Raw genomic sequence first — 14,281 nt, 5'->3', positions numbered from 1 at the left:
AATCAACGAGAGGGTTCACCATGTCTGTAATTAAGATGACCGATTTGGATTTGGCTGGTAAACGTGTCCTGATCCGTTCAGATCTGAACGTTCCAGTTAAAGAAGGCAAAGTGACTTCTGATGCGCGTATCCGTGCGTCTCTGCCAACTATCGAAGCTGCTCTGAAACAGGGCGCTCGTGTTATGGTTACTTCCCATCTGGGTCGTCCTACCGAAGGCGAATACAACGAAGAGTACTCTCTGCTGCCTGTAGTTAACTATCTGAAGGAGCACCTGAAGTCACCTGTTCGTCTGGCTAAAGACTATCTGGACGGTGTTGATGTTGCAGAAGGTGAGCTGGTTGTTCTGGAAAACGTTCGCTTCAACAAAGGCGAAAAGAAAGACGACGAAACCCTGTCTAAGAAATACGCTGCGCTGTGTGACGTTTACGTCATGGACGCATTCGGTACTGCACACCGCGCACAGGCTTCTACCCACGGAGTAGGCAAATTTGCGCCTATCGCATGTGCGGGCCCACTGTTGTCTGCAGAACTGGAAGCTTTGGGTAAAGCTCTGGGTAATCCAGCGCGTCCAATGGTTGCTATCGTTGGTGGTTCAAAAGTTTCTACCAAGCTGACCGTTCTGGACTCCCTGTCTAAAATCGCTGACAAACTGATTGTTGGTGGCGGTATCGCTAACACCTTCGTTGCTGCCCAAGGCCACAACGTAGGTAAATCTCTGTACGAAGCGGATCTGGTAGACGAAGCGAAAAAACTGCTGACTACCTGTGATATCCCAGTACCAACGGATGTCCGTGTTGCAACTGAGTTCTCTGAAACTGCGGTCGCAACGCTGAAATCCGTAAACGACATTAAAGATGACGAACAGATTCTGGATCTGGGTGATGCTTCTGCACACGAACTGGCTGAAATTCTGAAGAATGCAAAAACCATTCTGTGGAATGGTCCAGTCGGCGTGTTCGAGTTCCCTAACTTCCGTAAAGGCACCGAGATCGTTGCTCAGGCTATAGCTGATAGTGAAGCATTCTCTATTGCTGGCGGCGGCGACACTCTGGCAGCTATCGATCTGTTCGGCATTGCTGACAAAATTTCCTATATCTCTACTGGCGGCGGCGCATTCCTTGAATTCGTTGAAGGCAAGAAACTGCCAGCTGTAGTGATGCTGGAAGAACGTGCTAAGCAGTAATGAACCGTAACGGGAGGCCGAGCCTCCCGTTGTTCTATCTGTTTGAATGTGTGGTAGCCTTTTTCTCTGTACTTTGCCCACATTAAGCAGCTGAAGACGATTTATTTTTTACTTACGGCCCACGAAACAGGACGACGTAACATGTCTAAAATTTTTGATTTTGTTAAACCGGGTGTCATCACTGGTGATGATGTTCAGAAAGTTTTCCAGATCGCTAAAGAAAACAATTTCGCATTGCCTGCGGTCAACTGTGTTGGTACCGACTCTATCAATGCGGTAATGGAAGCTGCTGCGAAAGTACGTGCTCCGGTTATCGTTCAGTTCTCAAACGGCGGTGCTGCATTTATCGCTGGTAAAGGCGTGAAAACCGACGTTCCTCAGGGCGCTGCTATTCTGGGCGCAATTTCTGGTGCACACCACGTTCACCAGATGGCTGAGCACTACGGTGTTCCAGTTATCCTGCACACTGACCACTGCGCCAAGAAACTGCTGCCATGGTTAGACGGACTGTTGGACGCTGGCGAAAAACATTTCGCAGCAACCGGCAAACCACTGTTCTCTTCTCACATGATCGACCTGTCTGAAGAGTCCTTAGAAGAAAACATCGAAATTTGCTCCAAGTACCTGACCCGCATGTCTAAAATCGGCATGACGCTGGAAATCGAACTGGGCTGCACCGGTGGTGAAGAAGATGGCGTAGATAACAGCCATATGGATAGCTCTGCGCTGTACACTCAGCCAGAAGACGTTGACTATGCGTACACCAAACTGAACGCAATCAGCCCACGTTTCACTATCGCTGCTTCTTTCGGTAACGTACACGGCGTTTACAAGCCAGGTAACGTACAGCTGACTCCAAAAATTCTGCACAACTCTCAGGAATATGTTTCTAAGAAACATAACCTGCCACACAACAGCCTGAACTTCGTATTCCACGGCGGTTCTGGTTCTACTGCTGCAGAAATCAAAGAAGCTGTAAGCTACGGCGTAGTTAAAATGAATATCGATACCGATACCCAGTGGGCAACTTGGGAAGGTATTCTGAACTACTACAAGAAAAACGAAGGTTATCTGCAGGGCCAACTGGGCAACCCAGAAGGCGCAGACAAGCCTAACAAGAAATACTACGACCCACGCGTTTGGTTGCGTGCAGCTCAGACTAGCATGATTGCTCGTCTGGAACTGGCATTCGACGAACTGAACTGCAAAGACGTTCTGTAATTCTTGCGGTGCAGCACTCATTTGATTAGTGCTGCGGTCAAATAAAAACACCCTGACGATTTCGTTGGGGTGTTTTTTTTGCTTTATAAGATGACTAGCGTCTCTGAATTATCCTATTTGATTAAGCCAATTTTTGTATTTTAAGCGTTGATTTGTTGGCGTATCGTCCATTGTCCGTTAACCTTACTTCAACATGTCGTATAAAACGGCATAAATTGAGCATATTGCATTACTTTTGATTTCTTAAAAGGAAGGATGGTTTATGAAAGACCTGAACGTTGTTGATGGCATTAATAATGCCGGAAACTGGTTAGTGAAAAATCAGGACTTATTGATTCACTATGCGGTAAATATTATTGCTGCGATCGTTATCTTCATTGTGGGTTCGATTATTGCCAAAATCGTTTCCGGCACAATTACCCGTTTAATGAAGGCTCGCGGCGTAGATCTCACCGTTGCTCACTTCCTTTCTGCACTGGTGCGCTACGGTATTATGGCGTTTACCATTATTGCTGCGCTAGGACGTTTAGGTGTGCAGACTGCGTCTGTGATTGCCGTTATCGGTGCCGCAGGTTTGGCTGTTGGTTTGGCGTTGCAGGGCTCGCTATCTAACTTTGCCGCGGGTGTTTTGTTGGTTCTGTTTCGTCCATTCCGTACCGGTGAGTTTGTTGATTTGGGTGGCGTATCGGGTACGGTTAAAGACGTACAGATTTTCTCTACAACGATGCTGACTGCTGACAATAAAACTATTGTGGTGCCAAATGGTAAAATCATTGCGGGTAATATTATCAACTACTCGCGAGAGCCTAATCGCCGTGTAGATATTACCGTTGGCGTTGCCTACGATGCTGACATCGATCTGGTTAAAAAAGTTCTGGGCGATATTGTTGCTGCTGATAGCCGTATTATGCACGATCAAGGTGTCACTATTCGCCTGAATGAAATGGCGGCTTCATCTCTGAATTTTGTGGTTCGCGCATGGACAACCAATGCTAATTATTGGCCTGTCTATTTTGACCTGATGGAAAACTTCAAACGCGGTTTGGATGCCAATAAAATTGGTATTCCATTCCCACAGATGGATGTACATCTGTATCAAACTGCGGTGCGTAAAGCTGAAGGGGAATAGAATTCTCCTATTGTTTAGGCGTTTCGAGCGTCTGTTGTTTATGTTAAGGCTGTGCAAGGTTCCGCCGCCTGTCGATACCGAGTGTCATTGATACACTGTGTGTAATATTCCGCCCGCCTGTCCATACCGAGCTTCATTGATACATCCATGAAGGAGTACGGGCAGAGACCACCAGCGCGTGGTCTCTGCACTCGCGCGCTTTTATCCGAGACGCCATCTCCGCTCCGGTTTGGTATCGCCCATCCAGGGCGCCCCAAACTCCGCCGATATATCCTTGTATCGGCGGCTCTCACTACCAAGACTTAAACAATTAAAAAGACACAAACAAAACAATATTGCTGTGTCTTTTCATGTTGAATGGAATGCATTTTAGAGCCGCCATTAGGGATGCTAGTGGGCGGACGAAAGGCTGGCGTGATATTCAATGCTCTAGCCGCATGTCTCTCTATCATTAGCCTCTCTAATCCCCGATAAGAATCATCCATTTCCTCTTCATAAATTCTCGGCGTAATATCGCTGCCATTCCGGCCCATTATCTCTTTGGGACGCCGTTATATTTCTGAGGGACTTCCATGTTTTCTGTTTTTTTACAGGGCTTTGCTCTGAGCGCAGCGATGATTTTGCCTCTTGGTCCGCAAAATACGTTTGTGTTGAGCCAAGGGATTCGTCGTCAATACCACCTGATGATCGCTTGCCTGTGTGCGCTTAGCGATATCGTTTTAATTTGTGGCGGTATTTTTGGGGGAAGTGCGTTATTAAGCCAGTCGCCGCTGTTGTTAATGCTGGTTACATGGGGCGGTGTTGCTTTCCTGCTCTGGTACGGATGGGGGGCTTTCCGTGCGGCGTTGGCGAAACAGGGTATTCAGACCGGCACTGAGGTTATGCAGCAAAGTCGCTGGCGTATTGTCGTAACTATGTTGGCGGTGACTTGGCTAAATCCACACGTCTATCTTGATACCTTCGTCGTTCTGGGCAGTTTGGGGGGACAGCTCGCCGTAGACGCGCGTAGCTGGTTTGCGTTCGGCGCAGTGAGTGCATCGGCGTTATGGTTCTTTTCACTCGCGCTATTAGCCGCATGGTTGGCTCCGTGGTTGAGTACACCAAAAGCTCAGCGAGTGATTAACCTGTTGGTTGCCTGCGTCATGTGGGTTATCGCCCTGCAATTGGCTCGAAGTGGACTACAGTTGTAATTTAATCTGTAACTCGATGCGTAAATTAGGGTTTGCACCCGATGGACAAAATTCTGGATTGTTCCTAAAGCGTTACGTGCTGTTTTAGTTCAGGATATTGTTCATCTTTCAGCATGAAATAGGTTCATGCTGAAGCCCCAAAAATCGAGTATGTCTACAAGGAGACGCCATGAAGCTAAAAGCTTTAGCAATGGTTGCAATGATGGGATTAAGTGCGTTACCGACACTGTCTCAGGCCGCAGATATACCAGAAGGACCACATTTGGCGACTTCCGGTACATCAAGCGTAAGCGCTACTCCCGACATCGCAACGCTGACTTTCCAAGTAACAGCGTCTGCTAAAGATGCGGCAAGTGCTAAAACTCAGGTAGATGAGCGGGTTGCCAAGTACTTCGATTTTCTGAAGACCAATGGCATTGAGAAAAAAGATATCAGCGCCGCGAATCTCAGTACTCAGCCTGAATACGATTATCTGAAAGATGGCAAAAGCGTGCTAAAAGGCTATCGTGCTGACCGTAGCGTTCAGGTGACTCTGCGTCAGTTAGATAAGCTGAATGGTTTGTTAGATGGCGCGTTAAAAGCCAACTTGAATGAAATTCGTTCGGTAGAGCTAGGTGTTGCTAAGCCAGATAATTACCGTGAGCAGGCGCGTCAGGAAGCGATCAAAAATGCCGTAAATCAGGCTCAGTCTCTGGCAAAAGGCTTTGGCGTGACGCTTGGTCCGGTATATAGCATTCGTTATCATGTCTCGAACTACCAGCCAGCGCCGGTAAGCCGCATGTATATGGCCGCAGACTCTATGCCGAAGACTTCTGCTGCACAAACTTACGAACAGCAAACTATCCAGTTTGACGATCAGGTTGATGTGGTCTTTAGCCTGAACAAATAGTTAACGCTGATGAATTGCAAAAGCACACCAAACGGTGTGCTTTTTTTATGGTCAATTTTTACCTTTCACACGGCACTTACGCGGTTAAAAAGAGTCTATTACCCGATCACTAAACTCATTGATAGGGAAATAAATGATGAAACTACACGTATTTGCCATGGCGGCATTGATTGGATTTGGCACGTTACCCGTATTATCGCAGGCAGCTGATGTACCAGAAGGCCCGCATATTACAACGGTAGGAACGTCTCAATTTGATGTTAAAGCTGAGTTGGCCACACTGGTCTTTAATGTCAGCATTGTTTCGCCAACGGCGGCAAATGCCAAAAAACTGGCCGATCAACGAGTGGCTAAATATGTCGAGTTTTTAAGTAAAAACGGTATCGAGAAAAGCGATATCGACGCAGCAAACGTGAGTACCGAGCAAGATTACGAATACTCTAATTCTACTCGTAAGTTCGCGGGATACAGCGCTGTGCGCAGTGTCACTGTAACTTTGCGTGATTTGAGCAAGTTGAATGAACTGCTAGACGGTGCGCTAGAGGCTCATCTAAATGAGATTGAGTCGGTGACATTTGGCGTGCTTAAGCCTGAGTTATACCGCGAGCAGGCGCGTCAAGCGGCGATTAAAAACGCGATTGAACAAGCAACCTCAGTGGCAAAAGGTTTTGGTGTTCAGTTGGGGGCGGTGTATAGCATTAACTACCAGTCTCAATCAATCGAGTCGGAACAAAGGGAAATTCGATACTACTATGCAGCCAAAGCTGCCATGCGACCAAAAGCTGAAATCCAACATACCTATGAACAGCCAAAGGTTTACTTCAGCGACAACGTTAGCGTCGTTTTTAATCTGGGTAAGTAATTGCAGGGATTCGCCATAAAAAAAGCACACCTTACGGATGTAATGCTGTTCATTTAAGAGATCGAGATACACGGGGCTAGCACACCGCGGGGCGCTCCGGCGGCTTCGCCGCTACGACCCCATCGGTGTACTTCCCCTAAAATCAGGCTTAACTGACAAGCATTACACCTTACGGGTGTGCTTTTTAGGCTTGATACACCGCACTTAGTCCTGACGTAACACATGATGCCCATAGGTCAGCAATGCATCGGTGACTCGGCGCATCATGCGGCTCTCTGGCGCAAATCGGTGCCAATACAGCATACGGCGCTGCACCATGCCCGGAGTTAGATTGATCAATGAACCGTCTTTAAGCTCTTTTTCAATTTGCAGATGAGGGATCATACAACAGGTGGTTCCCTGCAAAGCTAACTGCACAAAGGCTTCGGACGAGTTAACGATATGGCATGGCACGCTGCCAGGGGGAAGGTCAAAGTTTTGCTGTAAGAAGGCCTGATGCATATCGTCCAGATGGTCGAATGCCACGGCAGGGGCTTTCAGCAGCGAAGAGCGGTTAACGCCGTTTGGAAAGTAACGAGCAGCAAACGTTGGCGATGCGACAAACAGATAGTCTAGTGCCCCCAAGCGGTCAACGAGGCAGCTGGGTAGTGGCTGTGGCTGGATACTCACGGCACCAACAACCTCACCGCGGCGCAGACGCTCTTGGGTTCGAGTTTCATCCTCAACCTGAAGATTCAAACGTAGCGGCGAGTCGGCCAGCACAGGTTTAAGCGCAGGCAGTAGCCATGTTGCCAAACTGTCGGCGTTGACGGCTAAAGAGAGCAACAGCGGGCCATCCGTGCTGCTATCGTTCCCGAGCCACTCTTCCTCCAGCAATTCGACCTGATGCAGCAACGCAAGCAGGCGCTGTCCTTGCTCAGTAGGGCGTGGCGGAACGGTACGCACCAACAGAGGCTGGCCGAACAGATTTTCCAACTGCTTGATTCGCTGAGAAACCGCAGACTGAGTTATACAGAGTTTTTGTGCCGCACGCTCAAAGCCACGTTCGCGTATTACCGCATCCAGTGCTTGCAAAGTCCGGTAGTCCGGGCGTTTCATGTTGTTCTTCGTCCCCTGCGCTTATGATTTTTATATCTTAATAACTGCAATATGCCACATTTCTTCTCATTGACGAGGAGAAAATATATCAACCACAGGGAAAAGGTTGTTACTAAGGACTAAAAACTCGCCGTGTGACACGCCATTTTATAGGCAGTTGCTCTATAATACGCACACGTTTTCGTAGATTAGTCGATAGGATTCGGTAATGACTCAAGATGAACTGAAAAAAGCAGTGGGTTGGGAAGCGCTGAAATATGTGAAGCCAGGTACCATCGTTGGAGTGGGGACGGGGTCAACGGCAGCTCATTTTATTGATGCACTAGGAACCATGAAAGGGCAGATCGAGGGTGCTGTATCCAGCTCTGACGCTTCTACGGAAAAATTGAAGAGTTTGGGTATTACTGTCTTCGATCTTAACGATGTGGACTCACTCGATATTTATGTTGATGGCGCCGATGAAATCAACGGCCACATGCAGATGATCAAAGGCGGCGGCGCGGCGTTAACACGTGAAAAAGTGGTGGCTGCCGTCGCGAAGAAGTTCATTTGCATCGTCGATGCGTCCAAACAGGTTGATATTCTGGGTAAATTCCCCCTGCCGGTGGAGGTTATTCCAATGGCGCGCTCCTATGTTGCGCGTGAGTTGGTGAAGCTCGGTGGCCAGCCAGAGTACCGACAAGGTGTTTTGACCGATAACGGCAACGTGATTTTAGATGTGCATAACCTGAAAATCATGGATGCAATTGCGTTAGAAAAGCAAATCAACGCGATCGCAGGTGTAGTGACCGTTGGCCTGTTTGCTAACCGCGGGGCTGACGTTGCGTTGGTCGGCTCGGCAGACGGCGTAAAAACTATCGTTTTATAAAATCGTCGTTTTATAAAGCCATCGCCTTATCAAGCCATCACTGCATAAATTCGCCGTAACAATTGTTATCGTCGACTCAGCTCCGAAAACTCGGAGCTGTTTTTTTGTTCATCTGCCATGATTTCCCTTTAGCGTCCTTCCCTTTGTTAACGTTGTTTTAAACACTGAATTTCATTTATTTATCACACACCCTAAATTCGGTGACATATGTCACATATTTGCGCTTGACGATACTTTCACTCTGCGGTGATGAAAGCCGGTAGCATTTTTCGCCAACTTTTAACGTTTTATTCCCTTTGCTCACCTCATTGTAGGCAATCGGTTGGCTTGCTGGATGCGTAATATTTGTTATGTTGGCTGCATGCCGCATGAGTTTTATCGTTCGCAGCGGTCACACTAAGGTTCGAATTAACAGGGGTTAGGGTCGGGTCATGGCAAAAGTATCTTTGGAGAAAGACAGGATTAAATTCCTTTTAGTTGAAGGAGTTCATCAAAGCACGGTTGATAATTTACGTGCAGCGGGTTACACCAACATTGAATATCATAAAGGTGCGCTGGACTCGGAATCGCTGAAATCGTCCATCCGCGATGCCCACTTTGTAGGTATTCGCTCCCGAACCCATCTGACTGAAGATATTTTTGCAGCAGCCGAGAAGCTGATTGCGGTCGGTTGTTTCTGTATCGGAACCAATCAGGTTGACCTGGTTGCCGCTGCCAAACGCGGTATTCCGGTATTTAACGCGCCGTTCTCAAACACGCGCTCCGTGGCTGAAATGGTGCTGGGCGAGTTATTGTTACTGTTGCGCGGCATACCGACGGCGAATGCCTGTGCGCATCGCGGTGAGTGGAACAAGCAAGCCGTTGGCTGTTTTGAAGCACGCGGTAAAAAGCTCGGCATTATTGGCTATGGTCACATCGGTACTCAGTTGGGAATTTTGGCTGAAGGTATCGGGATGAATGTCTTTTTCTATGACATTGAAAACAAGCTACCTCTGGGTAATGCGCAGCAGGTTCGCCATCTCTCTGATTTGCTCAACATGAGTGACGTGGTGTCTCTGCATGTGCCGGAAACCCGCTCTACGAAAGATATGATTGGTGCGGATGAACTGGCGTTGATGAAGCCTGGTTCGATCCTCATTAACGCCTCACGTGGGACGGTCGTCGATATTCCTGCGCTATGCAATGCGCTGTCATCTAAACATTTGTCTGGTGCGGCTATCGACGTGTTCCCAACGGAGCCAGCAACGAACAGCGATCCGTTTAACTCACCGCTGTGTGAGTTTGATAACGTGCTGCTAACGCCTCATATCGGCGGCTCAACGCAGGAAGCGCAGGAGAATATTGGCGCAGAAGTTGCGGGTAAGCTGACAAAATATTCAGATAATGGCTCTTCACTGTCAGCCGTCAACTTCCCTGAAGTTTCACTGCCGATGCATGAAGAGAATGTCAGTCGACTTCTACATATTCATGAAAACCGCCCAGGGGTTTTGACTCAGATTAACCAGATTTTTGCCGAAGAGGGTGTGAATATCGCCGCTCAGTATCTGCAAACTAATGCGCAGATTGGCTATGTGGTTATTGATATCGAAACGGAAACCGAGCGCGCAGAAGCAGCGTTGCAACGGATGAAAGAGATCGCAGGGACTATCCGCGCTCGTCTTCTGTATTAATTTCCCATCAGTATCATTGTGAAAACGGCAGCCATAAGGCTGCCGTTTTTTATGCTTGCGGCTATGGGCGACAAAATCAATAGTTTACATATGAAATTATTAAACATGCAATGTTACAGGTAGGTTGACGATAGCTTGCTACTATTTCATCGGTTCATATCGTAATACAAAAATAGGAGTTGAGTTATGTTAAAGAAAACAGTTTTCAGCATGGTTATTGTGGCATCTGCATTGGCATCATTCTCAACGCTTGCGACCCCAACACGTCAGCAAGCTAGAGATGCATTTAATGAAAAAATGGTGCAGCCTTGTGCAGGTAAAAAAGCGGGAGATGAAGTGACGATCACCGATCGTCGTGGCGACAAAATTCAAGCTGTTTGTACGCTAACAGCGGTACCAAAAGCAAAGTCTTAACTCCCGTGGGACAGACCATCTCTTGAGTCTGTCCTACCGTTATTTTGTCGATAATCCTTACGCAACATCACCAATGATAGTGAGCCGTTGGCGTGATTATTTCTGGCAGCGGCACATCCCATTCTTGAGACGGCAGAGTATCGACCTTTTGGCAATCGTGAGCTAAGCCGATGGGATAAGGGCCGCAGTGCTTGGCGTGCGCGCTTTGCCATTCCTGAAGAGTACGGTCGTAAAAGCCGCCGCCCATCCCCAGTCTTTGCCCTAATTCATCAAATGCAACTAACGGTGTAAATACAATATGCAGTCGATGTAGTGGTAGAACTTGCCGCACGTCGAGCCGAGGCTCATCAATGCCAAAATAGTTTCGCGTCATTTCGGTGTCAGGGGCATAGCGTAAAAACAGCAGATTGCCGCGACTAAAGGGATGAAGAACCGGCAGATAAACCGATTTTCCTGCCTGCCAGAGCTGCTCAATGAGTGGACGCGTATTTAATTCTCCGTCAAAAGAGAGAAAAAGAGAAAGCGTTTGAGCGCGTTGAATTTGAGGTAATGACATCACTCGAGCCGCTATATTCAGGGCTGCATGTCGTTGAAATTCAGAGCTAAGTTTTTTCCGGCGCTGGCGGACAGAAGAGCGGATATCCGAACGGGATAGAGCAGATATTGGAGTAGAGTAGGGAAGAGCAGAGTTATTGGGCATGAGACACCCGTTTAAGGATGTTTAGGGTAAGGAATCTCCGAGGTGCCGTAACAGGCTGTAACCCTTGAACCCATGGTTCAAGGTGAACGCAACGACGCAATCTTAAGGCTTCTCGGAGACCGAGCGTGCTCACCGATTACGGATCCGCCGCATTCTTGAGGTATTAAATATCGGCTCAGGGGACTGGCCCGCACACGAACACCTCAGAGAAATTTTGTATCCTTTACGCTAATTAGCTTATCACATTTTTCTTAAATTGATACGATTTTATTTAAAAATCGCTTGCTAACCAACATGTTACAACTATAGGTCACACTTATTCGAACTGCGCACCCTGACGATCAGTGATGCGACCTTGTTCCAGCAGAGCTTGTTCAATTGTCTGCTGCAACATGCGAATTCTTTGCTCCATATTGGAGGCATAATCGCGAGTTTTCAAGCGTTCTTGCGCCAGTTCGTGACATACGTTTAATGCCGCGATGAAAACCAGTTGCTCTGTATTTGTGACTCTAGTGCGAACTTTGAGATCTTGCAACCGCTGATTAAGATCCTCTGCAGCCTGATTCAACGCTTCTTGTTGTTCTGGCGGGCAATTAACTCTTAACGAACGACCAAAAATTTGAATATCTACCGGTTGTGCAGACATACCACCTTCCTGCCTAGATTTTGCGCCAGTTTCAAAACCGCGAGGGTCACTAAATCGGGCGCCAACTATATATACCTCGCTACGCAGTTACAAGCCATTTCAAGCCTTACAGCGTGCCCTTTCTGGTATAGCGACTGTTCTTGATGGTAGCATAACACGAACTTTATCTGCCAACGATGACCAAAACGTATGTCAATTGAGATTACTGTACCGGAATATTCTGTTTTTACTCAGGCTTTGCAACAGCAAGGCGTTGGATTAACTCCCGCTGAAATGCATGGTTTGATCAGCGGAATACTGTGTGGCGGCAATCAGAACGACAACTGGCGCACTATGGTTCATGACCTGACCAATGAGGGCGAGGCTTTTTCTCAATCGCTTGCACAGCCTCTTCAGGCTGTTTATCAGCATACCCGCGACACGCTGGAAGACGATGGATTTGGTTTCCAATTGTTATTGCCTGATGGCGATGATGTGACCGTGTTTGATCGCGCCGATGCGCTGTCTGGCTGGGTAAATCACTTCCTGCTAGGTTTAGGTATGATGCAAAAGAACCTTGGCAAAATTAAAGGGGAAGTGGGTGAAGTGATCGACGATCTGCGTAGCATTGCTCAATTGGGCTATGAAGAAGACGAAGATCAGGAAGAGTTAGAACAATCTTTGGAAGAAGTCGCGGAATATGTGCGTATGGCAGCCATGCTGTGCCACAGCGAATTTTCTCAAGAAAAGCCAAACGCGGCTGAAGTGCAAAAGCCAACGTTGCACTAATTTCTGTTATGAATCAGGTGGCACTCCCGCCGCCTGATTGATCTTGCTTATCCCATTTCGCAAACCGCGTGATAGTCTATACCCATCATATTTAAAGCTGCCTCGGCGTTAGCTGCGCTCATGCGCCCGAATCGCTTACTGATGTAGGTTCATCGGAATTTATGTGCTTGCTGCCTTGATGCAACACCAATATTTAGGCTATATCCCCTGCATGCTTGAAGCTTGGGGGCTCTATCTGTATTGATAGCTCATGCTGATTAAGCCGTATGCTATGAGCACTACGCTACGTTTTCGCAACTGCCGATTTCAGGAGAAGGTCATGACCCCGCAAGAATTCCAACGTCGCCGACAGGCTGTTTTGGCACAGATGGCACCCGGTAGTGCCGCTCTCTTTTTTGCTGCTCCAGAATGTACCCGCAGCGCGGACAGTGAATATCCTTACCGCCAGAATAGTGATTTCTGGTATCTGACGGGTTTTAACGAACCTGAAGCGCTGCTGATCTTGATTAAAAGCGACGAAACCCATAATCACAGCGTGCTGTTTAACCGCGTGCGTGATTTAACCGCCGAGATTTGGTTTGGTCGTCGTTTAGGGCAAGAGGCCGCTCCGGCCAAGTTAGGCATAGACCGCGCCTTACCTTACGGCGATATTGAAGAGCAGCTTCACCTGCTGCTGAACGGGCTAGACGTGGTTTATCACGCTCAGGGTCAGTACGATTTTGCCGACCAAATTACCTTTGCCGCCCTCGAAAAACTGCGCCGTGGTGTACGTCAAAACTTCCGCGCGCCGGCAACGCTTATTGATTGGCGTCCTTGGGTACATGAAATGCGTTTGTTTAAATCGCAGGAAGAAATTGCGGCGATGCGCCGAGCGGGTGAGATAACGGCATTAGGCCATATCCGTGCGATGGAAAAATGTCGTCCAGGTATGTTCGAATACCAGTTGGAAGGCGAAATTCTGCATGAGTTTACTCAGCACGGCGCGCGTTTCCCTTCTTACAACACTATCGTTGGCGGTGGTGAAAACGGCTGCATTTTGCACTACACCGAAAATGAGTGTGAGTTAAAAGACGGCGATTTGGTACTGATTGATGCGGGCTGTGAATATAAAGGCTATGCCGGTGATATCACCCGTACTTTCCCTGTAAATGGCAAATTCACCAAGCCACAGCGCGAAATTTACGATCTGGTATTGGCTTCGATGGACAAGGCATTTGAAATCTTTGCTCCTGGCCGCAGTATTCGCGAAGCGAACGAGGCGACGGTTCGAGTGATGGTCGAAGGGTTAGTAAAATTAGGCGTAATGAAAGGGGATGTGGATCAGCTGATTGCCGATCAGGCACATCGCCAGTTCTTTATGCACGGTTTGAGCCATTGGTTGGGGCTGGATGTGCATGACGTTGGCGATTATGGCTCTTCTGCACGTGAGCGCGTGTTAGAACCGGGCATGGTATTAACCTGCGAGCCGGGCTTATATATCGCACCAGATGCCGATGTTCCAGTGGAATATCGCGGTATTGGCATCCGCATTGAAGATGACATCTTGATTACTGAAGATGGATTTGAGGTGTTAACTAAAGATGTTGTTAAGCAGGCTGATGATATCGAAGCGCTGATGGCGCAGGCCAAATCAGCCCGTTAA

The 14,281-nt window shown here is 47.9% G+C and carries 14 protein-coding genes and 1 other RNA gene; 11 read left to right on the top strand and 4 right to left on the bottom strand.

Features of this window, described 5'->3' with window-relative positions:
- Positions 1–20 precede the first annotated feature (20 nt).
- The 6 genes from pgk (at position 21) to HMPREF3091_RS05755 (ending at position 6,475) form a co-directional block, all read left to right on the top strand.
- A complete protein-coding gene (gene pgk, locus HMPREF3091_RS05780; protein ID WP_070714732.1) occupies positions 21–1,184 on the top strand; it encodes a phosphoglycerate kinase in 1,164 nt (387 codons plus the stop codon).
- 141 nt (positions 1,185–1,325) lie between these two features.
- Positions 1,326–2,405: a class II fructose-bisphosphate aldolase gene (gene fbaA, locus HMPREF3091_RS05775; protein WP_004846864.1), complete on the top strand. Its 1,080-nt coding sequence runs from the start codon at positions 1,326–1,328 to the stop codon at positions 2,403–2,405.
- A 262-nt stretch (positions 2,406–2,667) separates the two neighbouring features.
- Entirely contained in the window at positions 2,668–3,534 is an 867-nt protein-coding gene (mscS, locus tag HMPREF3091_RS05770; protein ID WP_004846866.1) for a small-conductance mechanosensitive channel MscS, read from the top strand.
- A 572-nt stretch (positions 3,535–4,106) separates the two neighbouring features.
- Positions 4,107–4,724, top strand: a complete 618-nt coding sequence (argO, locus tag HMPREF3091_RS05765) for an arginine exporter ArgO (protein WP_004846867.1) — start codon at positions 4,107–4,109, stop codon at positions 4,722–4,724.
- 169 nt (positions 4,725–4,893) lie between these two features.
- Positions 4,894–5,613: an oxidative stress defense protein gene (locus HMPREF3091_RS05760; RefSeq protein WP_004846868.1), complete on the top strand. Its 720-nt coding sequence runs from the start codon at positions 4,894–4,896 to the stop codon at positions 5,611–5,613.
- Between the two features lie 136 nt (positions 5,614–5,749).
- Positions 5,750–6,475 (top strand): oxidative stress defense protein, encoded by a 726-nt coding sequence (locus HMPREF3091_RS05755; protein WP_070714730.1) that lies wholly within the window; start codon positions 5,750–5,752, stop codon positions 6,473–6,475.
- A gap of 204 nt (positions 6,476–6,679) precedes the next feature.
- Here HMPREF3091_RS05755 and HMPREF3091_RS05750 read toward each other — a convergent pair whose 3' ends face one another.
- The gene (locus HMPREF3091_RS05750) at positions 6,680–7,573 is read right to left on the bottom strand and encodes a LysR family transcriptional regulator ArgP (protein ID WP_004846873.1); all 894 of its coding nucleotides are present in this window, start codon (positions 7,571–7,573) and stop codon (positions 6,680–6,682) included.
- A gap of 208 nt (positions 7,574–7,781) precedes the next feature.
- Here HMPREF3091_RS05750 and rpiA point away from each other — a divergent pair, with 208 nt between their 5' ends.
- The 3 genes from rpiA to HMPREF3091_RS05735 all read left to right on the top strand — a co-directional run bounded on the left by rpiA (position 7,782) and on the right by HMPREF3091_RS05735 (position 10,525).
- A complete protein-coding gene (gene rpiA / locus HMPREF3091_RS05745) occupies positions 7,782–8,441 on the top strand; it encodes a ribose-5-phosphate isomerase RpiA (RefSeq protein WP_004846874.1) in 660 nt (219 codons plus the stop codon).
- 431 nt (positions 8,442–8,872) lie between these two features.
- Positions 8,873–10,111: a phosphoglycerate dehydrogenase gene (serA, locus tag HMPREF3091_RS05740; protein ID WP_004846878.1), complete on the top strand. Its 1,239-nt coding sequence runs from the start codon at positions 8,873–8,875 to the stop codon at positions 10,109–10,111.
- Between the two features lie 186 nt (positions 10,112–10,297).
- Positions 10,298–10,525, top strand: a complete 228-nt coding sequence (locus HMPREF3091_RS05735; protein ID WP_004846881.1) for a hypothetical protein — start codon at positions 10,298–10,300, stop codon at positions 10,523–10,525.
- A 67-nt stretch (positions 10,526–10,592) separates the two neighbouring features.
- On the opposite strand, the gene HMPREF3091_RS05730 is transcribed toward HMPREF3091_RS05735, so the two are convergent.
- The 3 genes from HMPREF3091_RS05730 to zapA form a co-directional block, all read right to left on the bottom strand.
- A complete protein-coding gene (locus HMPREF3091_RS05730; protein ID WP_070714729.1) occupies positions 10,593–11,225 on the bottom strand; it encodes a 5-formyltetrahydrofolate cyclo-ligase in 633 nt (210 codons plus the stop codon).
- Between the two features lie 30 nt (positions 11,226–11,255).
- Positions 11,256–11,438: non-coding RNA, 6S RNA (gene ssrS, locus HMPREF3091_RS05725), on the bottom strand.
- 103 nt (positions 11,439–11,541) lie between these two features.
- Complete coding sequence (gene zapA, locus HMPREF3091_RS05720) at positions 11,542–11,871, bottom strand: cell division protein ZapA (RefSeq protein WP_004846886.1); 330 nt, start codon at positions 11,869–11,871, stop codon at positions 11,542–11,544.
- Between the two features lie 189 nt (positions 11,872–12,060).
- Here zapA and HMPREF3091_RS05715 point away from each other — a divergent pair, with 189 nt between their 5' ends.
- Positions 12,061–12,639, top strand: coding sequence for a YecA/YgfB family protein (locus tag HMPREF3091_RS05715; RefSeq protein WP_070714728.1), 579 nt, complete (start codon positions 12,061–12,063; stop codon positions 12,637–12,639).
- Between the two features lie 319 nt (positions 12,640–12,958).
- Entirely contained in the window at positions 12,959–14,281 is a 1,323-nt protein-coding gene (gene pepP, locus HMPREF3091_RS05710; protein ID WP_070714726.1) for a Xaa-Pro aminopeptidase, read from the top strand.

The sequence above is a fragment of the Hafnia sp. HMSC23F03 genome (assembly GCF_001816025.1).
GTDB classification, from domain to species: Bacteria; Pseudomonadota; Gammaproteobacteria; order Enterobacterales; family Enterobacteriaceae; genus Hafnia; species Hafnia paralvei.
Note: the sequence above shows the minus strand (reverse complement) of the source record. Positions and strands in the feature narration are given on the sequence as shown.

Excerpts from the sequence above, each read along its gene's own strand:
- HMPREF3091_RS05730 (WP_070714729.1), bottom strand. The coding sequence starts at position 11,225 with ATGCCCAATAACTCTGCTCTTCCCTACTCTACTCCAATATCTGCTCTA.
- HMPREF3091_RS05755 (WP_070714730.1), top strand. The coding sequence starts at position 5,750 with ATGAAACTACACGTATTTGCCATGGCGGCATTGATTGGATTTGGCACG.
- argO (WP_004846867.1), top strand. The coding sequence starts at position 4,107 with ATGTTTTCTGTTTTTTTACAGGGCTTTGCTCTGAGCGCAGCGATGATT.
- zapA (WP_004846886.1), bottom strand. The coding sequence starts at position 11,871 with ATGTCTGCACAACCGGTAGATATTCAAATTTTTGGTCGTTCGTTAAGA.
- HMPREF3091_RS05760 (WP_004846868.1), top strand. The coding sequence starts at position 4,894 with ATGAAGCTAAAAGCTTTAGCAATGGTTGCAATGATGGGATTAAGTGCG.
- mscS (WP_004846866.1), top strand. The coding sequence starts at position 2,668 with ATGAAAGACCTGAACGTTGTTGATGGCATTAATAATGCCGGAAACTGG.
- serA (WP_004846878.1), top strand. The coding sequence starts at position 8,873 with ATGGCAAAAGTATCTTTGGAGAAAGACAGGATTAAATTCCTTTTAGTT.
- HMPREF3091_RS05715 (WP_070714728.1), top strand. The coding sequence starts at position 12,061 with ATGTCAATTGAGATTACTGTACCGGAATATTCTGTTTTTACTCAGGCT.
- HMPREF3091_RS05750 (WP_004846873.1), bottom strand. The coding sequence starts at position 7,573 with ATGAAACGCCCGGACTACCGGACTTTGCAAGCACTGGATGCGGTAATA.
- fbaA (WP_004846864.1), top strand. The coding sequence starts at position 1,326 with ATGTCTAAAATTTTTGATTTTGTTAAACCGGGTGTCATCACTGGTGAT.
- rpiA (WP_004846874.1), top strand. The coding sequence starts at position 7,782 with ATGACTCAAGATGAACTGAAAAAAGCAGTGGGTTGGGAAGCGCTGAAA.
- pgk (WP_070714732.1), top strand. The coding sequence starts at position 21 with ATGTCTGTAATTAAGATGACCGATTTGGATTTGGCTGGTAAACGTGTC.
- pepP (WP_070714726.1), top strand. The coding sequence starts at position 12,959 with ATGACCCCGCAAGAATTCCAACGTCGCCGACAGGCTGTTTTGGCACAG.
- HMPREF3091_RS05735 (WP_004846881.1), top strand. The coding sequence starts at position 10,298 with ATGTTAAAGAAAACAGTTTTCAGCATGGTTATTGTGGCATCTGCATTG.